The organism is Paenibacillus sp. MZ04-78.2 (assembly GCF_024213375.1).
GTDB lineage: Bacteria > Bacillota > Bacilli > Paenibacillales > NBRC-103111 > Paenibacillus_G.
In genome coordinates this window covers 1-23368 of sequence record NZ_JANAVJ010000052.1, presented here as the reverse complement: position 1 = coordinate 23368, position 23368 = coordinate 1, and the positions used below count along the sequence as shown (strand labels likewise).

24 protein-coding genes and 2 pseudogenes are annotated in these 23368 nt (G+C 45.6%); 23 read left to right on the top strand and 3 right to left on the bottom strand.

What is annotated here, in order from left to right; genetic code table 11:
• The 22 genes from NLX71_RS23695 (at window position 1) to NLX71_RS23590 (ending at window position 20064) form a co-directional block, all read left to right on the top strand.
• The gene (locus tag NLX71_RS23695) at window positions 1-270 is read left to right on the top strand and encodes an alpha/beta-type small acid-soluble spore protein (RefSeq protein ID WP_090672335.1); all 270 of its coding nucleotides are present in this window, start codon (window positions 1-3) and stop codon (window positions 268-270) included.
• A 194-nt stretch (window positions 271-464) separates the two neighbouring features.
• On the top strand, window positions 465-1670 hold the full coding sequence (gene metK, locus NLX71_RS23690) for a methionine adenosyltransferase (protein ID WP_302058412.1): 1206 nt from the start codon (window positions 465-467) through the stop codon (window positions 1668-1670).
• Window positions 1671-1843: 173 nt separating this feature from the next.
• Complete coding sequence (locus NLX71_RS23685; RefSeq protein ID WP_254366256.1) at window positions 1844-4462, top strand: stalk domain-containing protein; 2619 nt, start codon at window positions 1844-1846, stop codon at window positions 4460-4462.
• Window positions 4463-4550: 88 nt separating this feature from the next.
• Window positions 4551-5705: a sensor histidine kinase gene (locus NLX71_RS23680; RefSeq protein WP_254366255.1), complete on the top strand. Its 1155-nt coding sequence runs from the start codon at window positions 4551-4553 to the stop codon at window positions 5703-5705.
• Between the two features lie 5 nt (window positions 5706-5710).
• On the top strand, window positions 5711-6436 hold the full coding sequence (locus tag NLX71_RS23675; RefSeq protein WP_254366254.1) for a response regulator: 726 nt from the start codon (window positions 5711-5713) through the stop codon (window positions 6434-6436).
• Window positions 6437-6526: 90 nt separating this feature from the next.
• On the top strand, window positions 6527-6931 hold the full coding sequence (locus tag NLX71_RS23670) for a hypothetical protein (RefSeq protein ID WP_254366253.1): 405 nt from the start codon (window positions 6527-6529) through the stop codon (window positions 6929-6931).
• A 24-nt stretch (window positions 6932-6955) separates the two neighbouring features.
• Entirely contained in the window at window positions 6956-8818 is a 1863-nt protein-coding gene (locus tag NLX71_RS23665; protein ID WP_254366252.1) for an ATP-dependent helicase ComFA, read from the top strand.
• A gap of 19 nt (window positions 8819-8837) precedes the next feature.
• Window positions 8838-9617, top strand: a complete 780-nt coding sequence (locus tag NLX71_RS23660) for a ComFC family protein (RefSeq protein WP_254366251.1) — start codon at window positions 8838-8840, stop codon at window positions 9615-9617.
• Between the two features lie 110 nt (window positions 9618-9727).
• Window positions 9728-10153 (top strand): flagellar protein, encoded by a 426-nt coding sequence (locus NLX71_RS23655; protein ID WP_254366250.1) that lies wholly within the window; start codon window positions 9728-9730, stop codon window positions 10151-10153.
• Window positions 10154-10245: 92 nt separating this feature from the next.
• Entirely contained in the window at window positions 10246-10509 is a 264-nt protein-coding gene (gene flgM, locus NLX71_RS23650) for a flagellar biosynthesis anti-sigma factor FlgM (protein WP_254366249.1), read from the top strand.
• Between the two features lie 19 nt (window positions 10510-10528).
• Entirely contained in the window at window positions 10529-11029 is a 501-nt protein-coding gene (locus NLX71_RS23645) for a flagellar protein FlgN (RefSeq protein WP_254366248.1), read from the top strand.
• 27 nt (window positions 11030-11056) lie between these two features.
• Window positions 11057-12670, top strand: a complete 1614-nt coding sequence (flgK, locus tag NLX71_RS23640) for a flagellar hook-associated protein FlgK (RefSeq protein WP_254366247.1) — start codon at window positions 11057-11059, stop codon at window positions 12668-12670.
• 19 nt (window positions 12671-12689) lie between these two features.
• Window positions 12690-13586: a flagellar hook-associated protein FlgL gene (gene flgL, locus NLX71_RS23635; protein WP_254366246.1), complete on the top strand. Its 897-nt coding sequence runs from the start codon at window positions 12690-12692 to the stop codon at window positions 13584-13586.
• A 19-nt stretch (window positions 13587-13605) separates the two neighbouring features.
• The gene (locus tag NLX71_RS23630; RefSeq protein ID WP_254366245.1) at window positions 13606-14172 is read left to right on the top strand and encodes a DUF6470 family protein; all 567 of its coding nucleotides are present in this window, start codon (window positions 13606-13608) and stop codon (window positions 14170-14172) included.
• 57 nt (window positions 14173-14229) lie between these two features.
• On the top strand, window positions 14230-14658 hold the full coding sequence (gene fliW, locus NLX71_RS23625; RefSeq protein WP_254366244.1) for a flagellar assembly protein FliW: 429 nt from the start codon (window positions 14230-14232) through the stop codon (window positions 14656-14658).
• A 29-nt stretch (window positions 14659-14687) separates the two neighbouring features.
• Window positions 14688-14885 (top strand): carbon storage regulator, encoded by a 198-nt coding sequence (locus tag NLX71_RS23620; protein WP_375377953.1) that lies wholly within the window; start codon window positions 14688-14690, stop codon window positions 14883-14885.
• Window positions 14886-14989: 104 nt separating this feature from the next.
• Entirely contained in the window at window positions 14990-15796 is an 807-nt protein-coding gene (locus tag NLX71_RS23615; protein WP_254366242.1) for a flagellin N-terminal helical domain-containing protein, read from the top strand.
• Window positions 15797-15960: 164 nt separating this feature from the next.
• Window positions 15961-17010 (top strand): tetratricopeptide repeat-containing glycosyltransferase family 2 protein, encoded by a 1050-nt coding sequence (locus tag NLX71_RS23610; protein WP_254366241.1) that lies wholly within the window; start codon window positions 15961-15963, stop codon window positions 17008-17010.
• A gap of 72 nt (window positions 17011-17082) precedes the next feature.
• Entirely contained in the window at window positions 17083-18927 is a 1845-nt protein-coding gene (gene fliD / locus NLX71_RS23605; RefSeq protein WP_254366240.1) for a flagellar filament capping protein FliD, read from the top strand.
• A gap of 23 nt (window positions 18928-18950) precedes the next feature.
• Window positions 18951-19313: a flagellar protein FlaG gene (locus NLX71_RS23600; RefSeq protein ID WP_254366239.1), complete on the top strand. Its 363-nt coding sequence runs from the start codon at window positions 18951-18953 to the stop codon at window positions 19311-19313.
• Window positions 19314-19319: 6 nt separating this feature from the next.
• On the top strand, window positions 19320-19709 hold the full coding sequence (gene fliS / locus NLX71_RS23595; protein ID WP_251601969.1) for a flagellar export chaperone FliS: 390 nt from the start codon (window positions 19320-19322) through the stop codon (window positions 19707-19709).
• Between the two features lies 1 nt (window position 19710).
• Entirely contained in the window at window positions 19711-20064 is a 354-nt protein-coding gene (locus NLX71_RS23590) for a hypothetical protein (protein ID WP_254366238.1), read from the top strand.
• A 125-nt stretch (window positions 20065-20189) separates the two neighbouring features.
• Here the strand turns inward: NLX71_RS23590 and NLX71_RS23585 are convergent, their stop codons facing one another.
• Entirely contained in the window at window positions 20190-22127 is a 1938-nt protein-coding gene (locus tag NLX71_RS23585; protein WP_254366237.1) for a TPR domain-containing glycosyltransferase, read from the bottom strand.
• A 221-nt stretch (window positions 22128-22348) separates the two neighbouring features.
• On the opposite strand from NLX71_RS23585, the gene NLX71_RS27145 reads away from it, so the two are divergent.
• On the top strand, window positions 22349-22585 hold the full coding sequence (locus NLX71_RS27145; RefSeq protein WP_375377952.1) for a glycosyltransferase: 237 nt from the start codon (window positions 22349-22351) through the stop codon (window positions 22583-22585).
• Window positions 22586-22719: 134 nt separating this feature from the next.
• On the opposite strand, the pseudogene NLX71_RS23580 reads toward NLX71_RS27145, so the two are convergent.
• A pseudogene (locus tag NLX71_RS23580) lies at window positions 22720-23023 on the bottom strand (transposase); the annotation flags it as partial.
• Window positions 23024-23092: 69 nt separating this feature from the next.
• Window positions 23093-23368, bottom strand: a pseudogene (locus NLX71_RS23575) (IS1634 family transposase); the annotation flags it as partial.

The window sequence follows — 23368 nt, the reverse complement described above, 5'->3', positions numbered from 1 at the left end:
ATGTCGAGAAGCAACAAGAAAGTGGTACCGGAAAGCGGAAAAGCACTGGATGTCCTAAAATATGAAATCGCCGCTGAGCTAGGGCTTCCGGTTGGTAAGCAACTGGCGAACGCTAATGTGGAGTTTGCCACGGAGCTTGGCAGTATCCCTTCTGCTTCTGTGAAAGAAGATTATTGGGGGCACATTGCTTCCCGAGATGCCGGCGCTGTAGGCGGGACGATTACGGCAAGATTAATTAAGAAGGCCGAGGAAATGATGTTAAGCCTGTAAAAAAGAAAACAATTATCTACAGGAATGTTAATTTTACGCGATCTGATCTTATTTTATTGACAGTCCTCTACAAATCCAGTAACATACAATAAGAAGGTAGCAGCTAAAAAAACCTTTTCCACCCGGAAAAGGTTGATTTTTTGTATGTGGACTTAAGCCTTTATCCATAATAATTGCAGTAGGAGGTTGTTTTCATGTCCAATTCTGTGGGCCGCCGTTTGTTTACCTCAGAGTCTGTAACTGAGGGACATCCGGATAAAATTTGTGACCAAATTTCCGATTCCGTACTTGACGCATTTTTAACGAATGATCCGAATGCTCGCGTAGCTTGTGAAGTTTCCGTAGCTACCGGTCTGGTTCTTGTCATTGGTGAAATTACAAGCCAATCGGAATATGTCGATATTCAATCCATTGCACGTCAAACCATTAAAGAGATCGGCTATACTCGCGCGAAATACGGTTTTGACTCCCAAACTTGCGCGGTGCTTGTTTCCTTGAACGAGCAGTCGCCTGATATCGCGCAGGGCGTTAACAAAGCGCTTGAGGCCCGTGAAGGACAAATGACGGACGATCAAATCGAAGCGATCGGTGCCGGGGACCAAGGCATGATGTTCGGCTTTGCGGTTAACGAGACACCGGAGCTGATGCCGCTGCCGATTTCGCTGTCCCACCAACTGGCACGCCGCTTGTCGGAAGTTCGTAAGAACGGCACGCTTAACTACCTCCGTCCGGACGGCAAAACGCAAGTAACCGTAGAATATGAAGGATCTAAACCGGTTCGCGTCGATACGATCGTCGTTTCTACCCAGCATGCCGAAGAAGTATCGTTGGAGCAGATCCAAGCCGACATTAAGGAACACGTTATCAAGCCGATCGTTCCGGAGGCTTTGATCGACAACGATACGAAATACTTTATCAATCCGACAGGCCGTTTCGTTATCGGCGGACCGCAAGGTGATGCAGGATTGACCGGCCGTAAAATCATCGTCGATACGTACGGTGGATACGCACGCCATGGCGGCGGCGCGTTCTCCGGTAAAGATCCGACGAAAGTCGACCGTTCCGGCGCTTACGCGGCTCGTTACGTTGCCAAAAACATCGTAGCTGCAGGTCTTGCCGACAAGTGCGAAGTTCAACTCGCCTATGCGATTGGCGTTGCTAAGCCGGTTTCAATTTCTGTCGATACGTTCGGTACAGGCAAAGTAAGCGAAGAGAAGCTTGTCGAAATCGTTCGCAAAAATTTCGATCTGCGTCCAGCCGGCATTATTAAAATGCTCGACCTGCGTCGTCCGATCTATAAGCAAACGGCAGCTTACGGTCATTTTGGCCGTACCGACATTGATTTGCCTTGGGAGCGTACGGACAAAGCGGAGCAGTTGAAAGCTGACGCCCAAGCTTAAATTATCTCAACAACCATATAGATCCAGATCTGTATAAGCAAGACGGTCCGTTCTTTTTGCGGATCGTCTTTTTGCATATTTGTCGAATTTTATAACCTGTTATTACCGTAACTTTTTAGATATTCGTTGAGTCTATATACAAGGAGAGTGGAATACGAGAGGAGAACAGAAACGTGATTGTGCAAAAGAAATGGCGGAAGTTGTCGGGTGCGGTTTTGGCAGTGTCGTTGCTGCTGTCCACATGGTCGGTACCGTATAGAGCAGAAGCGGCTGATTCGGCTCCGACAGTGGTAAGCCAGGAAATTTTGACGAGCGGCGCCGTATTGAAAAAATATGTATGGCAGTTTACGAGAAGCAAAAAAGACGTCAAAGTCAATGCGAATGTCGTGGAAGTGGATTTGACGAATCCAAATGTCAAGCTGGATGTCATGACAGGGACTGAGAATCAGTTTACGCGCAAGCAAAGCGTGTTGGGCATGGCCACGGAAACGAAAGCCGTCGCAGGGGTGAACGGCGACTTCTATAATACTCAGGCGGAAGGTGTCCCGATGGGGCCGGAAATTGCCAACGGGCAGTTAATGGCAACGCCGCCGTATTTGCCAGGCTTCTACTCGTTTGCGTTGGACAAGGACAATAAGCCTATTGTGGACCTATTTACGTTTAAAGGCTCGATTATTGCGAAAGACGGGCAAAGCTATGCGCTTGGCGGGATTAACAAAACATACTACTGGTTCGAGCCCGGCGGCGAGCACAGTCATATCGACGGCTTGTTCATGTATACGGACGCTTGGGGACGAGTGGACCGTTCCAATGACGGCGTGACCGTTCCTACGGAAGTCCTGGTTCAGAACGGGATTGTGAAAGAAATTGTAGATAACGGTATTATTAATATGATTGCTCCGAAAGACGGGTATATTTTGCGTGCATCGGGCAAAGCTGCCGATTTTATCCGAACGTATGTCAAAGTAGGCGATCCGCTGAAGGCGGACTACCAGATCCTGCCCCAGGACCCGAACAAGAAGTATGATGCGAGTACGTTCAAAATGATGATCGGCGGTCACACGATTTTGGTGGATGAAGGCCAGCCATCGGAATTTTCTCGCCCGGTGAACGATCTTTGCTGCACACGTTCGCGGACGGTGCTTGGCTATTCCAAGGACCAGAAGACGGCCTACGTCATTACGGCGGACTACAGCGGCGACAGCAAAGGTTTATCGATGAAAGAGCTGCAGCAGTTCATGATTCAAGTCGGCGTTTGGAAAGGGCTAAACCTTGACGGAGGCGGTTCCACCCAGATGGCAGCCCGGCCGCTTGGCGAAATGACGCCAGTGCTTGTAAATAAGACTGAAACTGGAATTCAGCGGAAAGTCGTGAACGGAGTAGGGGTATTCTCGACCGCGCCGCAGGGCGAAGTGAAGGAATTGTTTATTCAGGCGCCAAGCGTGCTGTTTGTTGGCGAGCAGGCTCCGCTTCGTTTTAAAGCCTACGACGTCTATTATAACCCGGTGGTCAACACCGATAAAATTACGGCCCAGTGGAGCGTAGCTGGCAATAAGGGTACGTTCAAGGATAACGTATTTACGCCAAACCAACCTGGGATAAGCAAAGTAACAGCGGTGTCGGGTCAAGGTACCTCGACGGCGGATGTTGAAGTCGTGGGCCGGAATCAGCTGACCAGCATGAAAATTACGTCTGACAACCTCGCGCTGTCCGAAGGTGAAACGTACAAGCTGCCGGTCGTGGCGACGACAGCATCGGGCAAAACGAGAGAAGTTCCACCCGCACTCATTCAATGGGAAGTGCTTGGCATCCAGGGCGAAATTAAGAATGGTATGCTAAAGGTCACAAGCTTGGCGGGAAGCACAGGCGCTCAACTGATCGCCCGATATGACGGCTTCAGCACGACGACGACGATTCCTGTCGGGATTGATAAGGTATGGTATGATCTGGACAAACAGTCCGTATTGACGATGTCGGATGTGAAGCCGAAAGAAGTGACTTCTTCCGTCAACACTGTGCCCGATACGAACGGCAATAAATATTTGGAGCTTAACTACGACTTTACACAAGGAAAAGGCACCAAATGGGCCTATGCAACGATGGATACCAACATTCTCATTGAGGGCCAGCCGCAATACATGAAAATGAGAGTCAACGGCGACGAGAGCTTGAACTGGCTGCGTGCGGAGCTGCTTGACAATGCAGGTAAAATTCATTATGTTGATTTCGCGAGAAATATAAACTGGAACGGATGGAAACAAATTACCGCCGATCTAACGGACTTAAAACTGAGCTATCCGATTCGCGTCAAGAGTGTCTATGTTGTAAACGAGGAAATCGGGCAGGACGAACGGGCTGCCAAAGGGAAGATTGGCATCGACGATATTACGTTTACATACCGCGGCGCGGTACAGCAGCCATCGAATAATTCCGTCCAGCTGACCGTCAACAAGAAGGCTGTGACGGTTAACGGCAAAGCGATGACACTGGAACAAGCCCCGGCCATCAGGGAGGGGAATACGCTTATCCCGATCCGTTTTGTTACGGATGCACTAGGCGGAAAGGTGAGTTGGGACCCGAACGAGCGAAAGGTGACGGTCCTTCGCGGCGGTAAAATGATCGATCTGTGGATCGATAACAAAGGCCTGATTGCGAACGGACAGCGGATTACGGCCGAAGTGCCGCCGGTCATTATGAACGATTTGACGATGGTGCCTCTGCGTATTTTGTCTGAGAACTTGGGCTGGAAAGTAACCTGGGATGGGAAAACCCAGCAAATCACCCTGCAATAATTAGTGCTATATGCTCTCACAATCTTCCGAAAATATGGTACTATATTGCTAGTACGTCCGAGAAAAATGGCGAAGGAGCTTTGTCCGGATGCAAGTCGACGTTTTTGACCGCGTCATCAGAAATGCCATTGATGTCATGGAAAACAGCAAGTACCAAATTTTTGAAATTTGTGAGAGCGTCCGGGCCGAGCGCGAAGCGCTGAACAAGGAATTGCAGTCTGTGATTGAAGAAACGGGCCGCATGATTGATACGGTGGATCGTTTCGAGGTGGAGTATCGGCGCTCTCGTGTTCGTTTGACCGAAGTGAGTCGCGATTTCAAACGCTTCAATGAGGAAGATATTCGGGCGGCTTACGAGGCGGCAACCCAACTGCAAGCCCAACTGGCCATTCACCGAGAAAAAGAGCTGCATTTGAAAGCGCGACGGGACGACCTGCAGAAGCGGTTGAAAAATGTCGACAAACAGCTGGAGCGGGCAGAGTCTTTAGTCTCTCAATTCAATGTAGTGCTTGAGTACTTATCCGGCGATCTCAATCAAGTGACACGTCTTCTGGAATCGGCCAAAAACCGGCAGATGCTGGGTCTTAAGATCATTTTGGCGCAGGAAGAGGAACGAAAGAGAATTGCCCGGGAAATTCACGATGGTCTTGCGCAAAATATGGCAAACATGGTCCTTCGCACCGAAATTACCGAGCGGATGCTGGCCAAGCAGGCCTATAATGCCGTAAAAGATGAACTGAATGATTTGAAAACGGGTGTCCGGGGCGGGATTGAAGAGGTTCGCAAGATCATTTTCAATCTTCGTCCCATGGCGCTTGACGACCTCGGATTAGTCCCCACCTTGCGTAAGTTTGTACAGGATTACGAGGAGAGAACGAAAATTCGCACCAGAATCGAGCTGGTGGGAAAAGAAGTCCGTCTGCCTTCCGGTATGGAGGTAGCAGTATACCGCTTGGTACAGGAAGCGTTCTCTAATGTCATCAAGCACGCGGAAGCCTCCCATGTCTCACTGGAGCTTACGTTCCAGCAGCAGATGATGAAAATATCCGTATCCGATAATGGCGTTGGTTTCATCACCGACAATATTGACAAGAAGATTGCACGCGGCAGTCATTACGGCTTAATGGGCATGCGCGAGCGTGTAGAGCTGCTTGAGGGGCGTATGGATATCGAATCGGCGCCAGGGGCGGGAACAAAGCTATCCATGGTCATCCCGATCAAGTCAGAATCCAAGGAGGAGTAATCAATATGGACATTATGGGTAGCGCCAAACGCCCGATTAAGCTGGTTTTAGCAGATGATCACCAGCTGTTTCGCGAGGGGGTCAAACGAATTTTGAATATGGAGAGCGATCTGGAAGTCGTCGGCGAATGTGGCGATGGCATTCAGGTACTGGAGCTCTGTAATACCCTGAGCCCGGACATCGTCTTGATGGACATTAACATGCCTATAGAGAACGGTGTCGTAGCGACGGAGAAATTAAAGGATATTTTTCCGGACATAAAAGTGATTATTCTTTCTATTCATGACGATGAGAGCTACGTTTTCGAGACACTCCGTAAAGGGGCGTCCGGATACCTGTTGAAAGATATGGAAGCGGAATCTTTGATCAACGCGATTCGTTCGGTCGTGGCCGGACATGCCTACATTCATCCGAAAGTGACCGGGAAGCTCATCAACCAGCTTCGGCGCATGACGTATTTGGACGAGCAGGGCGTAGCCGGTTCCGGCACGACGTCGAAAGAAGCAGGCGTGAAGTACGTGCATATGGACAACAGCCCGCTGACCCGTCGGGAAGCGGAAGTGCTTCGCTTAATGGCTGAAGGCAAAAGCAACAAAATGATCGGTGAGTTTCTGTTTATCAGCGAGAAAACGGTTAAAAATCATGTCAGCAGCATTTTGCAGAAGATGGAAGTTGACGACCGGACGCAGGCAGTTATTATCGCGATTAAAAATGGCTGGGTGACGCTGTAAGCGGTTCGCAATAGCTATCCTTCTTTTCAGGCTTGGCAGGAACCATCTCCCTTCAATCGGCATATACTGCTGTTAAGGGAGGGAGCCGCTATGATGTTAGGCTTGGCTTGGATTATCGGTTGCTACGCCGCAGGGTTCGCCATCATCCATTGGCTCCATTGGCAGTGGAGGCGATACGGAAAGCCCCGGACGACGCATTATGTGCTGCAAACCTACAATAATCAGCTGCAGGTGGAGTGGTATCTTCGCTCGCTGTATTTTTTTTCTTGGATGAAGGGCAAGGCGATATTGGTGACGTTGGCGGATAAAGGTTCGACGGACGACACGTTGGAGATTGCCCGAAGGTTAAGTCTGGAGCATCAGTTGAGCATCTGTACGATGGCGGAAAGGGACTTGGATGAATGGGTCCTGAGGCATGCAGATGAACAGGTGGTTGTGGTCCGGCTTAACCAAAATGAAGGTTTGGAAATCGCTTTCAAGTATATGTGGTCCTAAAAAATAATTCGAACCAGGTGATCCATGAAAGCTTTCGTATATGCCGCAATGACGGCGGACGGTTGTTCCTGGCACGTTTCCTTGGATATGCGGGCCGACCGGGATTACTGGACGGATCAAGCCGGTGGCCGCTTCAAGCTGCGTGTGCTGGAACCCGCCTTATCGTTCGGACAAGCCTGTGAAATTAAGCGCAAGATGAAAGCATCTCCGTCTTCGTCAGACATGCTGCAAAGCTTGCGAGCAGCTGCCCGTGAGATTGGCCTTCATCCGGAGGCCGTGGCAGATTGGAAGCTTTGGGAGTGGAGCGGGTCCGCTGAGGGGTTGTCCGATGAAGCTAGAAACTTCGCCAATAGGACGATAAATGCGATGTGCCTCGCCCTGAAAGGCCGATACCTGCTTATGGAAGAGTTTATGGGCTTGATGCAGCATGAAGAGAGTCAAGCCGTGGCCGAATCGCCGACATACTTTTTACAGCTTGCTTGGATTCAGGGGAGAATCGAGCTGGAAGCCGGGGTGGAGTTAGATCGAAACGAAGGCCGGCGGTGGTCCTTGCTGCCCCAGACATTAAAAGGGAAGTGCAAGCGCTGCGGAAGCCAAGGAATGTTCGAAGGACAGGCAGGCGTCGGGGCGTCGCCAGTTCGTTGGACGCATTGTGCGGATTGTGGCGGACCGTGCGCTTATTGCGAAGCTTGTTTGACCATGGGAAGAGCGCGGTATTGTACCCCGATCGTTCGGTTGAACAGCACTTCAGATATGAACAAAGTGCCACTGGCGGATGAAGCCATGGAAGTTTATTTACAAGCGTGGGGGCTTAGCGATGTGCAGGCGGAAGCGTCGGGCTTGGCGTTGCAATTTTTGAAAGCAAATAAGTCCCTTTCAAACGGGAAAGCACAGAGCCCCGCTGCGCCGCGGTTCCTTATCTGGGCTGTAACGGGAGCCGGGAAGACGGAAATGATTTTTCCGATGGTACAATATACATTGGCTAAGGGAGGCCGGGTCGCCATTGCCACTCCGCGTCGCGATGTTGTCTTGGAGCTGAAGCCAAGGCTGGAGAAAGCTTTTCCGCACACGAAAGTTGTCACGTTATATGGCGGAAGCGAGCAGCGGTGGGAGCAAGGTGAGCTAACCATAGCGACGACGCATCAGCTGATGCGATTCCGGCAAGCATTTGATCTGGTTATTGTCGATGAAATCGACGCGTATCCGTACCATAATAACCCGATGCTGATCTACGCCGCCGAACAGGTATGTGCTTTAGGCGGAGCGTACATTTTGCTGTCGGCGACGCCACCGGAGGAACTGCAGCGGGCTGTAAAGCGCAATCGGCTGCCTCATGCGCGAGTAGCGGCAAGGTACCATCGTCACCCGCTACCTGAGCCATCGCTTCTCTCGTGTCCGCCTTTGCGTCAAATGCTGGCTCAGAACGGGCTGAACGCCAAGCTAAAGGGACACTTGGCCGCCTCGTTGGAGAGGGGAGCGCAAGTCTTCGTCTTCGTGCCGAAGATCGCCATGGTCGAGCCGTTCGTGGCTTTGCTTCGGCTATCGTTTCCCTCTGTCAACGTTCAAGGTACTTCCTCCAAAGACGCCGACCGCTCGCAAAAGGTCACCGATTTTCGCGCGACTTCGATTCGGCTGTTGGTCACTACGACCATCTTGGAGAGGGGAGTGACGATTCCGAAGTCGGATGTATTTATTCTCGATGCCGATTCCCCGGTGTTCGATTCGGCGGCGCTTGTGCAAATGGCGGGACGGGCGGGAAGATCCGCGCAAGATCCCCGAGGTCGAGTTTATTTTGCGGCCAAAGAAAAAACACGCTCTCAAGTGCAGGCTAGGCGACAAATTGCCGAAATGAACGTCATTGCACGGAAAAAAGGTTATATCGACTGAGAAAAGGGGTACGGGGACGATGAGTTGGACCGAACAAGCCGGAAAGTGGGTGCGCCGGCTTCTGAACGGGGCGGAATCGCTGCTGGCCTCCAAAATGGTGCCTTGCGTCGCCTGCGGCGCGCCAAATGACGGTACCCGCAAGCTGCCGGTTTGCCGGCGCTGCTGGGAAGTGATCCCGTGGGTCCATGAAGTTCGCTGCGCCAAATGCGGCCGTTACGAAGCCTGTCCCGACTGCGCCCGGCGAACGACTACATATTTCGACCAGAACCGCAGCGCTGTTCGTTATGACGAACGAATGAAGGAATGGCTCGGACAGTATAAATACCGGGGCCAAGAATCGCTGCGCAGCGTACTCGGCCCGATGCTGCTGCATGCCTATCATCTGCATCGGCAAGGGCCGTCCGGCGGTGCGGACTTCGGAAAGCCTGCCTCCGAGTTCATCTCTTACGTGCCCCTGAGTGAGCAGCGATATGCCGAACGCGGTTTCAACCAGGCTGAACAGTTGGCTTCCGAGCTGGGAAGGCTGACGGCCTTGCCTGTTCTTCCGCTGCTGCTGCGAACGAGACATACGGACAAACAAAGCTTCAAAGGAAGAATGGAACGTTTGGACGATCTCCAAGGCGTTTTTGCACTGGAACCGGGGGCTGCTTCCCAAGTGGCGGCAGCATGCAGACAAGGGCGGGTAAGGGTTTATTTGATCGACGATGTGTACACGACCGGAAGCACGCTAAACGAATGCTCAAGAGCGCTGAAGACGGTTCTTCCTCTGGAGGTGTGCGGCATTAGTTGGGCCAGGTAAGTTCGTTTGCGGCAAACGTCCAGTTTTCGACAAAAAATGAAGTGCAAACTTCGATAATTTCAGCTATATTAGGAAGTAAGGGGCCTTGCTCTTGAGAGGAGTAGAATGAAATGAGTCTGAATGTAGCAAACTGCGACCGCTGCGGAAAAATATACATGAAAAACAATTACGGCTTGTGTCCGAACTGCCTTCGGGAAATGGAGAAGCAGTATGAGACGTGTTTAAAATATTTGCGCGAGAACCGTGCTTGCTCAATACAAGAATTAAGCGATGCGACCGAAGTACCGGTCAAACAAATCGTAAAGTTTATCCGTGAAGGGCGCATTTCGATTAAAAATAATCCGAACATGACTTACGAATGTGACGTATGCGGAGCGCAGATTCGCGAGCACAACATGTGTGAAGTGTGCCGGACGCGATTGACGAAGGAAGCGCGAAACATGGCCGAAGACGAACAGCGCAAGAAGCAGCAGGCCGAGCAAGAGAAGCATGCATCTTTTCTTATCAAAGACCGCTTGCAGGATCGAACAAAATAACGAATACATCTAAACTTTTAAAAACCGCCCACCGATAAAAGTAATAACGCTGAATCGGTGGGTTTATTATGTAGTTAATCGAGGTGAGTTTGATGAAAATTAATGGAACGAATCAGGTAGGTGCCGTGAATCAATATAAGAGGAATCAGGAAGCTCAACAGGCATTTGCCGCAGGGAAGAAGCAAAAGCAAAAAGACCAGGTTGAGATTTCCAGCGAAGCCAAAGAACTTTTGGGGACAGAAGCAGCGGGAGCCAGCCCCGAAAAGCTGGAAGAGCTTAAGCAATCCGTAAAATCAGGGACGTACGTCGTCGATGCGCGCAAGCTGGCCGAGAAAATTTTCCCGTTTCTGAAATAATTTTTGAAGGTGGAGAGCCATGTCTTTTGAAGCCGTGTTGCAGACCATGTCCGAACTGAACGATGTACATCTCACTTTGTTGGAGCTGGCGGAGCAGAAAAAGCATGCGCTTATCCACAATCAAGTGGAGCAGTTGACGCAAATCGTAACGAAAGAAAATAAGCTGCTCAAGCGGATTGGGGAATTGGACCAGCAGCGGGTGGAGGCAATCGGTAATTTTTTAATCGAAAAAGGATACAAGCCGAATCCGCGGGTGACAGTCAGCGACTTGACCAAGATCATTTTTAACGTCGAGGAGAAGCGAATCTTGGTTGATTCTCAGAAGCAATTGCTGGCTACTATCCGCAAGCTGCGGGAGTACAATGAGTTAAATCAACAGATGATCGAGCAGTCGCTCGCGTTTATTAATTATTCGATAGATATCATGTCCGGTTCTGACGGAGATGAACTGATTTATTCGAATCCCCATCAGACTACTTCGGGTTCGAGTCGAAAAGGATTATTTGACGCCAAGGCATAATCAAATGCTGCGAAGGAGATGAGAGTCATGCGTTCCACCTTTACCGGTATTGAAATATCTAAACGTGCTTTATTCACGCAGCAGGCCGCTCTTACCACAACGGGACATAACATATCGAACGCAAATACACCGGGTTATTCCCGCCAAGTAGTAAACATGGTCGCTTCCAGACCACTCGAATATCCGGGGATGATGCGTAGCAACGTTCCGGGGCAGATGGGACAAGGTGTAGAATTTACATCGATTACGCGAATTCGTGAGAAGTTCTTGGATGATCAATTTCGCAATGAAAATAAACAGTTTGGGAATTACTCTATTCAAAATGATACGCTGGATAAGCTCCAAGCGATTGTAAATGAGCCAACGGATACGGGGATACGTTCCGTATTGGATAAGTTTTGGAAGTCGTGGACCGATCTTGCTAAAGATCCGGAGAACGTATCGGGACGCAAGCTTGTCCGGGAGAGCGCAAATGCGTTGGCAGATGCTTTCAACGCGACCAGCAAGCAATTGAGCGATTTAAGTAATGATTTGACTAGTAATATTGATGTCAAAGCCAATCAAATCAATTCATTGACCAGCACAATTTCTTCTTTGAATAATGAAATTTTCCGAATTGAAGGACTTGGAGATCATGCTAACGATTTGCGGGACCAGCGCGACTTATTGACGGATCAATTATCCAAAATCGTAAATATCTCTGTTGTTGAAACTCCACAAGGATATACCATTAACATGGGGAATACCAACTTGGTTACAGGCCAAGACGAGACTGCTGTTACCGCGGCTACACTTGCAACTGCTATGAACAGTGGAGATTTAAATAGCGGTGAGGTCTATGGCATGATTGTTTCCAGAGACCGTTATGTTGTCGATTACCAGCAGCAGTTGGATACGCTTGCGAATTCCATCGCTAACGGCCAAGTGCAAATCACAATTCCAGCCGGGTCCGTTATTCCTGACGGTTCCGTATTAATGGTCCCCACGAATAATCCGACAGGTCCGGCGTATACTCCGGTAACTTATTCTGGCCCTGTGGCTAACCGTACATTGGCTTCCGATTTGACGGTTATGGTCCAAGGGATCAACGGGTTACACAAGCTGGGTTATACTTTTGCAACACCCGCTGCTAAGGGAGTAGATTTCTTTACGGCTAAGACAGGAGCTACGGTTACGGCAGCTACTTTCCAACTCAATCCGGTCATTGCGAACGATCCAAATACTATTGCCACTTCCATGAGAACGACGGGGACAGCCCCGAACGAAACGGCAGTCAAAGGCAACAATACCTTGGCCTTATTGATTTCACAGATTAAAGATTCGAAGTTTACTTTTAACAATGGAGGAACCACCAATGGCGCGCCATCGATTATGAATGGTACCTTGGATGATTACTTCCGCTCCATTGTCGGTCAATTGGGCGTTCAAGCGCAAACGACTTCCCGCCAAACGGATAATCAAAAGGCGATGGTGGATCAAATTGAGGATAGACGGCAGTCCGTGAGCGGGGTCTCGCTTGACGAAGAGATGTCCAACATGATTAAGTTTCAGCATGCATACGGCGCAGCGTCTCGATTTATGACGACCTTTGATCAGGTTCTTGATAGGCTGATTAACAACACTGGAGTAGTCGGAAGATAATAATGAGGAGGTCAAGCCTGTGCCATTGCGCGTTACTCAAAATATGATGCACTCTCAGGTTCTCGGGAATATTACAAATAATTTAAGGCGGATGAGCAATAATCAGGATATGTTATCCACGGGCAGGAAAATCAACCAGCCCTCCGACGATCCAGTCGGCATCACTTATGCATTGCGTTATCGCAGCGAATTGTCTATGAATGAGCAGTATCAGAAAAATGTGGATATGGCTAAGTCATTCTTGGATCACACTGATACGGTAATGGGCCAGATCGGCGAGTTGCTGCAAAGAGCGAAGGAACTGACAACCCGAGGGGTGAACGGTACTAACCCGCAATCCGCGTTGGATGCTATCGCTCAAGAGATGGGTCAGATCTATGAACATGTAGTTACGCTTGGAAACGATAAAATGAACGGGAAGTATATTTTTAACGGACAATTTACTGACAAACAACCGTATACCTTAGCAAATGCTGCGGCAGACCAAACCGATACGAAACTTATAAATTTTCAATTCGGAGCAGGGATCACGCTTCCTATTAATGTTACTGGGGAGCAGGTGTTCGGATCGCCTTCAGATGGGGATAATATGTTCGCTGTCTTGAAAGGAATCCAAAATGCATTTGCTTCAGGGAATAAAGCACAAGCTGAGGTATTGATGGATAAGCTGGACACACGTCTTACCAGATTTTTGGACATGCGTGCAGAAGTTGGGGCACGAGTGAATCGTGTTGACTTAATTGACAATCGCTTGGAAGATTTGACCCAAAACTTAACTTCGTTGGACAGCAAGGTAGAGGATGCGGACATTGCAAAGACGATTACCGATTTGAAACTGTATGAAAATATTTATCAGGCCTCTCTTTCCGTCGGCGCCAAAATTGTTCAACCAAGCCTGCTGGACTATTTAAGGTAAGAGATAGGAGTGGTGTTCCATGAACTTGCTCCGCCTATCGATTCAGCAAACCTTGGGTCAGATCGGTATGCAAACGCAGAATGCTTCAACTGATATGAGATCTCCCAGAGGGCAATTATCTATTGAACAACATCCGGCACAAATGGATTTTCATTCTGAGCCAGGTGAATTGCGCATCGATTCGTCGGCAGCTTGGGCTGCTTTAGGATCTGGTCCACATATGGAGTGGATGAATTCCATTTACAGCCAAGCTCCCGGTATTGCGCTGCAGGGAATAGCCAGAATTGTTGAAAACGGCAATCGCATGGCTCAAATTCATAATCCGCGTAACGCTTTTGCGGAACTTGCTCAGAATGCTTTTTCAAATAAGAGTGCCGTAGAATACGTCGGTCCGGCTTCGAATATGAATGTGAAAATTCAATATGAAGCAAAACCTGCTGTAACCAACATCGAAGCTCGTAAAGCGGACATTCAGTACACGCCGATGAAACCCGAGATTCGCTACAATCCGGGACGGGTCGACATCTATATGAGACAAATGAATTCGGTCGATATACAAGTAACGACCTATGATTGGTATAAATAATTATTCTAAGGCTATAGCTAATGCTATAGCCTTCAATTCTTGAAAGGAGCTACACTTATGTTTAAACAGTTGGATGGAAAAATAATAAGCCTAAATGGAAGTATTTTGGCTTTCGAGGGGTTAAACGAGTTTACTTTCAACTGCATAGAAGGAAGCGATTTGGCATATTTAAGCAGCGTGGACGACGAAAAAATCGGCTTTGTTGTCGCTACTCCCTTTGAATATTTTAAAGATTACGCGTTTGAATTGAACAAAGACGATGTGGCCAGGCTAGGGTTGAAGTCCGAACAGGATGTTCTCATCTTATCTATTGTTACCTTGAAAGACCCCTTCCAAGACTCTACAATGAACTTGCTTGCTCCGCTTGTGATCAATATGAAAAAACTTAAGGGACTTCAAATCATTCTGCCTCCCAGCTACGAATATGACATAAAAACCCCGCTTTTCCCCAAACAGAGACAAGAAAGCGGTGAAAAGAAATGCTAGTATTATCCAGGAAAAAAGGACAGTCCATTATGATCAACGGTAACATTGAAATTTATGTTGTGTCCATTGAGGGGGAGCAGATTAAACTAGGAATTAAGGCGCCAAGTGATATTAAAGTTTACAGAAAAGAATTGCTAGAAGCGATTGAAGAGAGCAATAAGGAGGCGACTTCCGTCAAGTTTGATTTAAGCGAAATAAAAAAAATAGTAAAAAACTTAGAAAAATAAAAAAAATGCTAAACATCTATAACTAAACAGCCGATATACAAAATGTAGGAGCAAAGCCCTACTCCACAAGGAAGTGGAACAAACATTCAGGGAGGAAATTACCAATGATTATCAACCACAATCTTAACGCAATGAACGCACACCGCAACATGTCTTTTAACAACATCGCGCAAGGCAAATCCAGCGAGAAGCTTTCTTCGGGCTACCGGATCAACCGTGCAGCTGACGATGCAGCAGGCTTGTCGATCTCCGAAAAAATGCGTACGCAAATCCGCGGCTTGAACCAAGCGGCAGCAAACGCTCAAGACGGCGTTTCCCTTGTACAAACTGCAGAGGGCGCAATGAACGAAGTTTCCGACATGCTGACTCGCATGAAAGAACTCTCAGTAAAAGCAAGCAACGGAACGTACAACACTTCGGACTTAAAAGCGATGGACGAAGAGTTCCAAGCTTTGGGTAATGCAATCGACGATATTGCAAACAAAACGACATTTAACGGCATCACCATGTTGAACCAGTCGACTGCCATCAGCATCCAAATCGGCAACAATGCTGGAGACTCGGTTGCGGTCACGACACAGAATATCACTAAAACTGGTCTGGGCTTAGCCGGAGGTGTTACGACGAGCGGTGCTGCAAATGCAGCATTGAAAAATATCGACGATGCGATCGGTAAAGTTAACACTGCGCGTTCCGAATTCGGTGCAGTACAAAACCGTCTGGAGCATGTATTTAATAACTTGTCGACAACATCCGAGAACCTGCAAGCTGCCGAATCCCGTATCCGCGATACCGATATGGCAAAAGAAATGATGAACTACACGAAGCTGAACATCCTGCAACAAGCATCCAACTCGATGCTGGCTCAGGCAAACCAAGCTCCACAAGGCGTTCTCCAACTGCTTCGTTAATCCTTAACCAGAATAAAAACACCTACTCCAGTTCGTTTATTACGAATCAGAGTGGGTGTTTTTCTTATTCATTTTGCTTATGATAGAGAGGCTATAACAATATTCTGTCTGTATACCGATAATAAATGTAATCGGGATTGAGAAGCTTATGGCAGGAGGAATCTATGAATATCAGCGTCTGCCTTATTGTGAAAGATGAAGAGTTTAACATCGAGAGGGTACTAAAAAGCATCCCCCCGCAATTTGAAATCGTTACTTACGATACAGGGTCCAAGGACCGTACTGTAGAAATAGCAAAAAATTATGGTGCTATTATAAAGCAGGGGGAGTGGAACGATAATTTTGCCCAAGCGAGGAATCAATCTATTTCTTGGGCAACAGGCGAATATATACTTATTCTGGATGCGGATGAGGAGCTTCCATCTGATGCTGAAGCTACATTAAATCAATATATAACCAAATACCCCGATCAAGCAGGAACCGTATTTATAGAAAATATCATGGAGAATGAATCGGCCCGACATAGGATGGTTCGTTTTTTTCCTAATAAACCCGCGTTTCAATTCAAAGGAATAGTTCATGAGCAATTGTATGAGAACGAACAACCGGCAAGCTTCAGAGACACCGAGCTTGTAGTTAAACACTACGGATATGCCAAAAACGAATATAGTGTAAAAGACAAATTTAACCGTTATCTGAAACTTTACCAGAAAGCATTAGATGAACGACAAGACGAAGGTTATATGCTATATCAAATTGGAAAACTTTATAATTCGGTCGAATACTATAAGGAAGCCGAGCATTACTTAAGAAGAAGCCTGGATTATAAAGAAGAAAATAAGCTTTACTATCCTCCAATGCTCGTATTACTAGGTTATACGCTCAAGGAGCTGGGCCGCAGCAGGGAAGCTGCCGACCTTCTTACGAGATATAGAGACATATATAAGGACTTTCCAGATTTATTTTTTCTGCTGGGTCTTCTTGCTATGGATACGGGAGAAATCTACGTTATAGAACCAAGCTTCAAAGAAGCTTTAAGAATTGGCGAAACCAACAAATATACCTCGGTGCTGGGGACAGGATCTTTTAAAGCAGCATACAATCTGGGGGTCTACTACGAAATTCTTGGCTTGAAGGATAAGGCCAGGGAATACTATAAGCTTGCAGTTTCGTGGGGTTACGATCCTGCTCTTGTACGCTTGAAAAATATATAAATTTCTGTCTAAATAAATCGCAGAAATTTTTCGATAAATATAATAAGGAATATGATCAGAGGAGAGTGGAATATGCCAATACGTATTGGTGGAATGGCGTCGGGATTAGATATCGATAAATTAGTCAGCGACCTAATGAAAGCTGAAAGAATGCCTTTAGAAAAAATCAAAAATACAAAAACAAAAACAAACTGGAGTATGGATCTGTACCGTGAAATCAATTCCAAGCTGGCAAGTTTACGTACGACAGCGGGGGAGTTAAGATTCTCCGGCGACTGGAAACAAAATTCCGTAACGTCTTCAAACGAAAGTTTTATCTCGGTTACGGCAAGCAATACCGCAAATCCGGCTACTCATGCCATAACCGTAGGCCAACTGGCGACAGGGGCTACGAAGTCCAGCACTGGAGCGATGACAAAACAACCGCCTGCCCCAGTTACAGCGAATACAGCTCCTACGACTACCACAATCGACGCTACGAATAACCAGTTCGATGTAACGTTAAACGGAGTAAGAAAAACAATTACATTAGATCAGAACAATTATGCAACGACCGCCGATTTAGCTCAACAAATCCAAACCAAAATAAATGCCGCTTTTGGGTACAACAAGATTACAGTCAGCGATTCGGGAGGCAAAATCTCTTTCAATCCTGTATCGGTTGTGGTAGACGGCAGCACATCTTATCAACCGCAGCTCGTGTTGGAAGCTACTTCAACAACGAATAGCGGGTACTCCAATCTGGGCTTTTCTGGAGGCAGGACAGCTTTCAAAGTAGACGCTAATTCGAAGTTAAGTGATATTGCCTCAAAGTTCGATACACCACTAAATATATCAGGCGCGAGTTACAGCTTTACCATAAACGGGCAGCAAATTACGTACAATGGTGATGACAGTATTTCCACAATAATGGGTAAAGTTAATTCTTCTGCTGCCGGGGTATATATGTCTTATGACGAGACTACCGACAAGGTATCTTTTCTTACTAAGGATACTGGTGGGACAGCGCAAGTTAACATTTCTGGAGATACTGGCGGACTGTTAGCTTCGCTTAAATTGGATTCGCAAGTCGTAACCGGCCAGGATGCAAAAGTTACAATCGATGGAAATACAACCTATAGGAGCAGCAATTCCTTTACAATCGATGGGGTTACCTATAATCTAAAACAACCGACGGGCACAACGCCTGTTACGGTATCCGTTAGCAATGATATAAACGGAATTGTCGATAAGATTAAGAACTTTGTTTCCAAGTATAACGAAACGATCGAGTTTATGAACAAAAGAACGTCCGAAAAAAAGTATCGCGGCTACGATCCATTAACCAATGACCAGAAGAAAGATATGAAAGAGGCAGACATCAAGGCATGGGAAGACAAGGCAAAAAGCGGGTTATTGAAAAGTGATCCTACTGTTGAAAGAGCGCTAAGTAGATTAAGGGAATTAACGGGGATTACGTCGGTAAGTGGAATCCAAGAAGCCTATAACTCCTTCGCCAAAATCGGAATCACTACGATGACTTATGACGCTAAAAATACCCAGAATTCGGGTAAGCTCGTTATAGATGAAAAAATACTAAAAGAAGCATTGTCAAAAGATCCCGATAATGTAATCGCCATGTTTACAAATTCCCCTGCATCAAGTACAGATGAGAAAGGTAAGGGGATCCTGCGTAGAGTTCATGACCAATTGTCTTCAAGTATTGATGATTTAGTTAAAAGAGCAGGTACCGTGGGCGGCATCACAAATGATATAAACACGGATCTTGGGTCCATTATGAAGAAAATGGAAGAACAAATAAGCCGTTTTGATGTAAAACTAAAGAAAAAAGAAGATTTCTACTATGCAAAGTTCTCGGCAATGGAGAAAGCAATCCAAAAAAGTAATACAACATTGGGGTACTTGTCTCGTTTATAATGGCAAGGAGGTAGATAGCGTATATGGATATAAAAAACATGCCTTCTCTAGGATTGCCCAATAATACTACAACTTCTTATGATAATCAACCGTCAGAACAACTAGGGAATTTGATTTCTTCCATTGAATTATTAACGAAAAGGCCATTTCAACTATCCATTTCGGAAGAAGCTTTAGTTAAAGCGATTGAAAAAGCAAATAAAGCAATGGAAGGCGTTCAGACACGATTGGAGTTTAGCATTCATGAAAAAAGTAAGCAAATTATCGTTAAAGTGTATAACAAAGAAACGAATGAAGTGATTAGGGAAGTTCCTTCTGAAAAGATCGTAGATTTAATCACAAATTTACAGAAAATAAACGGTGTTATTATTGATGAAAAGAGGTAAGACAAAATGAACCAGCAAGCGCAACAGCTCTATCTTAGAACTCAAGTGAGTACGGCCGCTCCTGGTGAATTAACCCTCCTATTGTTTAACGGATGCATTAAATTTATGAAGCAAGCTCAGGAAGCTTTGGTAACAAAAAATTACAACGAAAAGAATGTTAATATTAAAAAAGCCCAAGATATTATTGACGAATTAATGATTACTCTTAATATGGACTATGAAATATCAAAGAATCTTAAAATGCTTTATGTTTTTATTAAAGAACAGCTTTTTGAAGCGAACTTCAAGTTAAACATGGAATGTTTGGAAACGAGTATATCTTTGGTTACGGAGTTAAGGGATACGTGGGTTGAGGCGCTAAAGATTCTTAAAAATAAAGCTACCGTGGTCGGTTAAAATGAATATGGAAGCAATGGAGAACTTATTTTTGCGGCTCATCCGAATCTCCAACGAAATTTTGGCACTCAATTTAGACACTTTTGAAGACTTGGCTCAATTGGAATATTTGCAAAACCAACAAGCTGGGCTTATAGAGCAAATTGAGCAGGTAGATCATTCATCATCTGCTGCTAAATCGTATATAAGGGAACTTAAAAGCTTGGAGTCCCAGATTCAAGAGAAGCTTTACTTAAACCGAAATGATTCAGAAAATCAGATTAAGAAAATGCAAAATGCAGTAAAGCTTCGCGGCAAGTATCAATCTAATCCAATGGTTCAAGCAGAAGGTTACTTTGTAGATAACCAAAACTAAACTCGAGTGTTAAATAAATTGATGATTACCCAGTTCGATTCGTGGAACTGGGTTTTATTTTTTAATCAAACCATAAAATTAAAAGACTGTCATTATGACAGCCTTTTAAGGTAAAGTCGATTAAACTATAAATTTTTAATAAAGGGTAATCCCTTATATTGAGGAAATGTATTAAACAGTTGTTCTTTATAACGTGCTTTCTTCTCTCCGTTAGAATGCAAACAGTAAGTCGTATATAAGGTTACTTTTGAGGGATGTAACTCTATTGCTTTTTCAATAAATTCAAGCCCCTCTTGTAAGTCTCCTTGCGCAATATAAAGTACTCCAAGGTTTTCGTATCCCTGCGCTTCTAACTCATTTTTTGTCAAACCCATAGAGTAATAGTCTAAAGATAGTTCGATTTGATTTTGTTTGAAGAAGTAATCGCCCATGAGGTTAGCTAGTTTATTAAAATGATTCGGGAAAAGATTAATTAACCAATCGTACACGTCGTATTGGCCTACCTTAAAGATTTCCGATAGCAGTATGGACATGGAGTCATAAGGAAAATCAACAGATTCGTCAAGAGCGGTATCCGAAATAACTTTTTTAAGCAAAGATTCTGTAGGCTTTAATAAATTTTTAGGGATTGTAAACCGGTCCATGTAGTCCGTTGTTTTCCACACACAGGAAGCAGTATAAATCGCTCTTGCTGCTAATTCATTATTACAATCTTCCTTTGACAGTAGATTAAAATGTTTATCAAACCAGCCCTGATCGTTTTGTATAATACCGTATTGCATCATATATATAGGTGACAACTCGATATTAAATTTCTGATGCACCATGTAATAATGTTGAGATAGTTCGCAGTGTCCGACGGTTACAGCAATTTGCAATAATACTCTAATTTGCATGGGATCCGTATGGGAGAATAGCTGTTCTAAAAACTTAACGATTTCGGAAACAGGCTCCGTAAGAGTCAATAAATGCACAAGCTTATATAAATGTTTTATATCTTTCGGATTGCTTTGAACTAATTTCGTGAGATAATAGACGGTTTTGGAAATATCTTTATATTGCTCAAAATATATATCAGCCAATTTGGAATAAGGAAGCGTTGTCCCGTTATTCGGGCTCAGGATCCAATATTGTCGGCCGTTAGATAATTCTGCAATCTCTATGCTTTGGCTTAACTCGGTAACGGCTTCTTTATAGAAGCCCAACTTATCCAATAGAAGACCTTTAAAACAATGCAAGTCCGAATAGCCGGGCCACAGCTTCACGGATTCCTCAATTAAAGCATAGGCCTCTTTATATCGGTCCAACTCAGTATAAGCCGTAATCATCCGTTCGACACAATGAGGATACCAATCTTGTCTTTTTTCAGCTTTTTTGTACACCTTTTCGTAGTAGTAAATCGCTTTTTTATAATCCCGCATGATCATGTATTCGTTAGCTAAAGTAAACGTTTCGTATGTATCCAGCGTTTTTTTCTTCAGCAGGTCATTAAATATAGACATATTCCGGGTGGATTTGTTTTTTTCCAGCTTTGTTTCTTCCAAATAACCCGTATGATAAATAATTAGAGGATATTCGAGAAAACGCAGTTCGCCGTGTTTCCAATAAAGCTGTTCATGAATCGGACTTCTGAATTCGATATCGGGATGATTGGGGAACAATCGGGCGCCACTCGAATTCAAAACTTTCCCACTATTTATCGTTCCAGTAAAGTTGTAGATTGGAAGAATAAACGCGGTCGATTCCGATAGGGGAAGGTTCTCCAGTTCATAGCGGACCTTTTCAATATTGACATCCTGCAAAAATTCGTCAGCATCCAAATTTAGTATCCATCTGGAGCCAGCGTGGCGAATGCTAAAATTTTTGGCTGCTGCGAAATCATTGATCCATTCAAAGAAATAAACATGAGAAGTAAATTCACGTGCAATTTCAACGGTTCTGTCCGTAGATCCCGTATCCACGACAACAATTTCATCTACCAACCCCTGGACACTTTCTAAACATCTTTTTAAGACTTTTTCTTCGTTTTTTACAATCATACAAAGAGATAATAGTTTTGTCATAGTAGAACTCCTGTAATATAGTCTTAAGTCAAACATGGTCAATAATTATATAAATTATTTATCGTCAGAATCTCATAAATTGTAAAGGAATTCAGTATCACTTTTTATCTAAAATTATCAATATATATAGTATAACAGATTCCACGTGACGAAAGCGGAGGAAATGACGTGAAAACCAGTATTGTTATTCCGACATACAATAAATTGGAATATACGCAATTGTGTATCGAAAGCATCCGGAAATTACGTCCCAGCATGATTATGAAATTATTGTGGTCGATAATCATTCAACTGACGAAACGGTACCATGGCTGCGCAGCCAATCTTACATTAAAACCATTTTCGATGACGAAAATTTGGGTTTTCCAAAAGCATGCAATCACAGGATCGAAGTTTCTAGTGGTGATAACATATTATCCGAAATTTCGAAAGAGCTTTGTAGCAAGGTTCGTACATAAAACGAGCGTCATGTGCACTGTAAAAAGAAGGGTATTTTCCAGCGCAGTAGAGTCCATTTCATAAATTGCGGATAGTTCTTCCCCTTCCCCATTCAAGAGGTGCTGTGCGGTTTCCATTTAGACTATGGGAATCGTCATTCCAGTAGGGCCACCCTCGCCTCGATACGTTTCCATGCGTACCGGTTGGCAAAGCTTTTTGCCAACTTGAGCACAACGGCTCGGCTGTGTTCGATGATCGTAGCGGCACAGTGGAAAAATTCCAAACGAAATCTGGCAATCGATGAACCGTCTCGCAGCAATCGCGCTTGAAGCGTTCAAACAATTATAGGCAAGCAGCTTGATCAGAAAGTCCAGTTCATTTGCTTTAAAATCGCTTGTGGCGATGTGATCGATGGAGAATCCGTTCTTGACTTCCTTGATGTAGTTTTCCATACAGCAGCAGCTGGTTGTAGCCCGTATTTCGCATGTCAGTAAATGAAAATGAATAATAACAACCGCTGATGCGGTTCAAGAGAAACTGTTTTGGGCTTGGATGGTCATGTCGTACCCCGCCATTTCTACCACCCGGCAGGCAAGATCATCTGCATTGTCCGTCAGCACGCGTTCTGTTCGGTCAGCATATCGAATTAGCATCACTTTGATTTGCTGCAGCATGACAAGCAAGACTTGACCTGTCGGCTTGTAATCCCGGCTTCGGCCGGGGATTCGGAATGGCTTGTCTTGCTTGTCCAGCTCTTGACGGATGCGGTACTCCAAAATGCCGTATAGCAGCAGGGCCATCAC

What these genes read in the sequence shown, in the direction of transcription:
- metK (WP_302058412.1), top strand. Translation starts at nt 465, where the DNA reads ATGTCCAATTCTGTGGGCCGCCGTTTGTTTACCTCAGAGTCTGTAACT.
- NLX71_RS23620 (WP_375377953.1), top strand. Translation starts at nt 14,688, where the DNA reads ATGATCAACGGTAACATTGAAATTTATGTTGTGTCCATTGAGGGGGAG.
- fliS (WP_251601969.1), top strand. Translation starts at nt 19,320, where the DNA reads ATGAACCAGCAAGCGCAACAGCTCTATCTTAGAACTCAAGTGAGTACG.
- NLX71_RS23610 (WP_254366241.1), top strand. Translation starts at nt 15,961, where the DNA reads ATGAATATCAGCGTCTGCCTTATTGTGAAAGATGAAGAGTTTAACATC.
- NLX71_RS23590 (WP_254366238.1), top strand. Translation starts at nt 19,711, where the DNA reads ATGAATATGGAAGCAATGGAGAACTTATTTTTGCGGCTCATCCGAATC.
- NLX71_RS23600 (WP_254366239.1), top strand. Translation starts at nt 18,951, where the DNA reads ATGGATATAAAAAACATGCCTTCTCTAGGATTGCCCAATAATACTACA.
- NLX71_RS23670 (WP_254366253.1), top strand. Translation starts at nt 6,527, where the DNA reads ATGATGTTAGGCTTGGCTTGGATTATCGGTTGCTACGCCGCAGGGTTC.
- NLX71_RS23665 (WP_254366252.1), top strand. Translation starts at nt 6,956, where the DNA reads ATGAAAGCTTTCGTATATGCCGCAATGACGGCGGACGGTTGTTCCTGG.
- NLX71_RS23655 (WP_254366250.1), top strand. Translation starts at nt 9,728, where the DNA reads ATGAGTCTGAATGTAGCAAACTGCGACCGCTGCGGAAAAATATACATG.
- NLX71_RS23675 (WP_254366254.1), top strand. Translation starts at nt 5,711, where the DNA reads ATGGACATTATGGGTAGCGCCAAACGCCCGATTAAGCTGGTTTTAGCA.
- NLX71_RS23630 (WP_254366245.1), top strand. Translation starts at nt 13,606, where the DNA reads ATGAACTTGCTCCGCCTATCGATTCAGCAAACCTTGGGTCAGATCGGT.
- NLX71_RS23645 (WP_254366248.1), top strand. Translation starts at nt 10,529, where the DNA reads ATGTCTTTTGAAGCCGTGTTGCAGACCATGTCCGAACTGAACGATGTA.
- NLX71_RS23660 (WP_254366251.1), top strand. Translation starts at nt 8,838, where the DNA reads ATGAGTTGGACCGAACAAGCCGGAAAGTGGGTGCGCCGGCTTCTGAAC.
- flgM (WP_254366249.1), top strand. Translation starts at nt 10,246, where the DNA reads ATGAAAATTAATGGAACGAATCAGGTAGGTGCCGTGAATCAATATAAG.
- NLX71_RS23585 (WP_254366237.1), bottom strand. Translation starts at nt 22,127, where the DNA reads ATGACAAAACTATTATCTCTTTGTATGATTGTAAAAAACGAAGAAAAA.
- flgK (WP_254366247.1), top strand. Translation starts at nt 11,057, where the DNA reads ATGCGTTCCACCTTTACCGGTATTGAAATATCTAAACGTGCTTTATTC.
- fliD (WP_254366240.1), top strand. Translation starts at nt 17,083, where the DNA reads ATGCCAATACGTATTGGTGGAATGGCGTCGGGATTAGATATCGATAAA.
- fliW (WP_254366244.1), top strand. Translation starts at nt 14,230, where the DNA reads ATGTTTAAACAGTTGGATGGAAAAATAATAAGCCTAAATGGAAGTATT.
- NLX71_RS23680 (WP_254366255.1), top strand. Translation starts at nt 4,551, where the DNA reads ATGCAAGTCGACGTTTTTGACCGCGTCATCAGAAATGCCATTGATGTC.
- NLX71_RS23695 (WP_090672335.1), top strand. Translation starts at nt 1, where the DNA reads ATGTCGAGAAGCAACAAGAAAGTGGTACCGGAAAGCGGAAAAGCACTG.
- NLX71_RS23615 (WP_254366242.1), top strand. Translation starts at nt 14,990, where the DNA reads ATGATTATCAACCACAATCTTAACGCAATGAACGCACACCGCAACATG.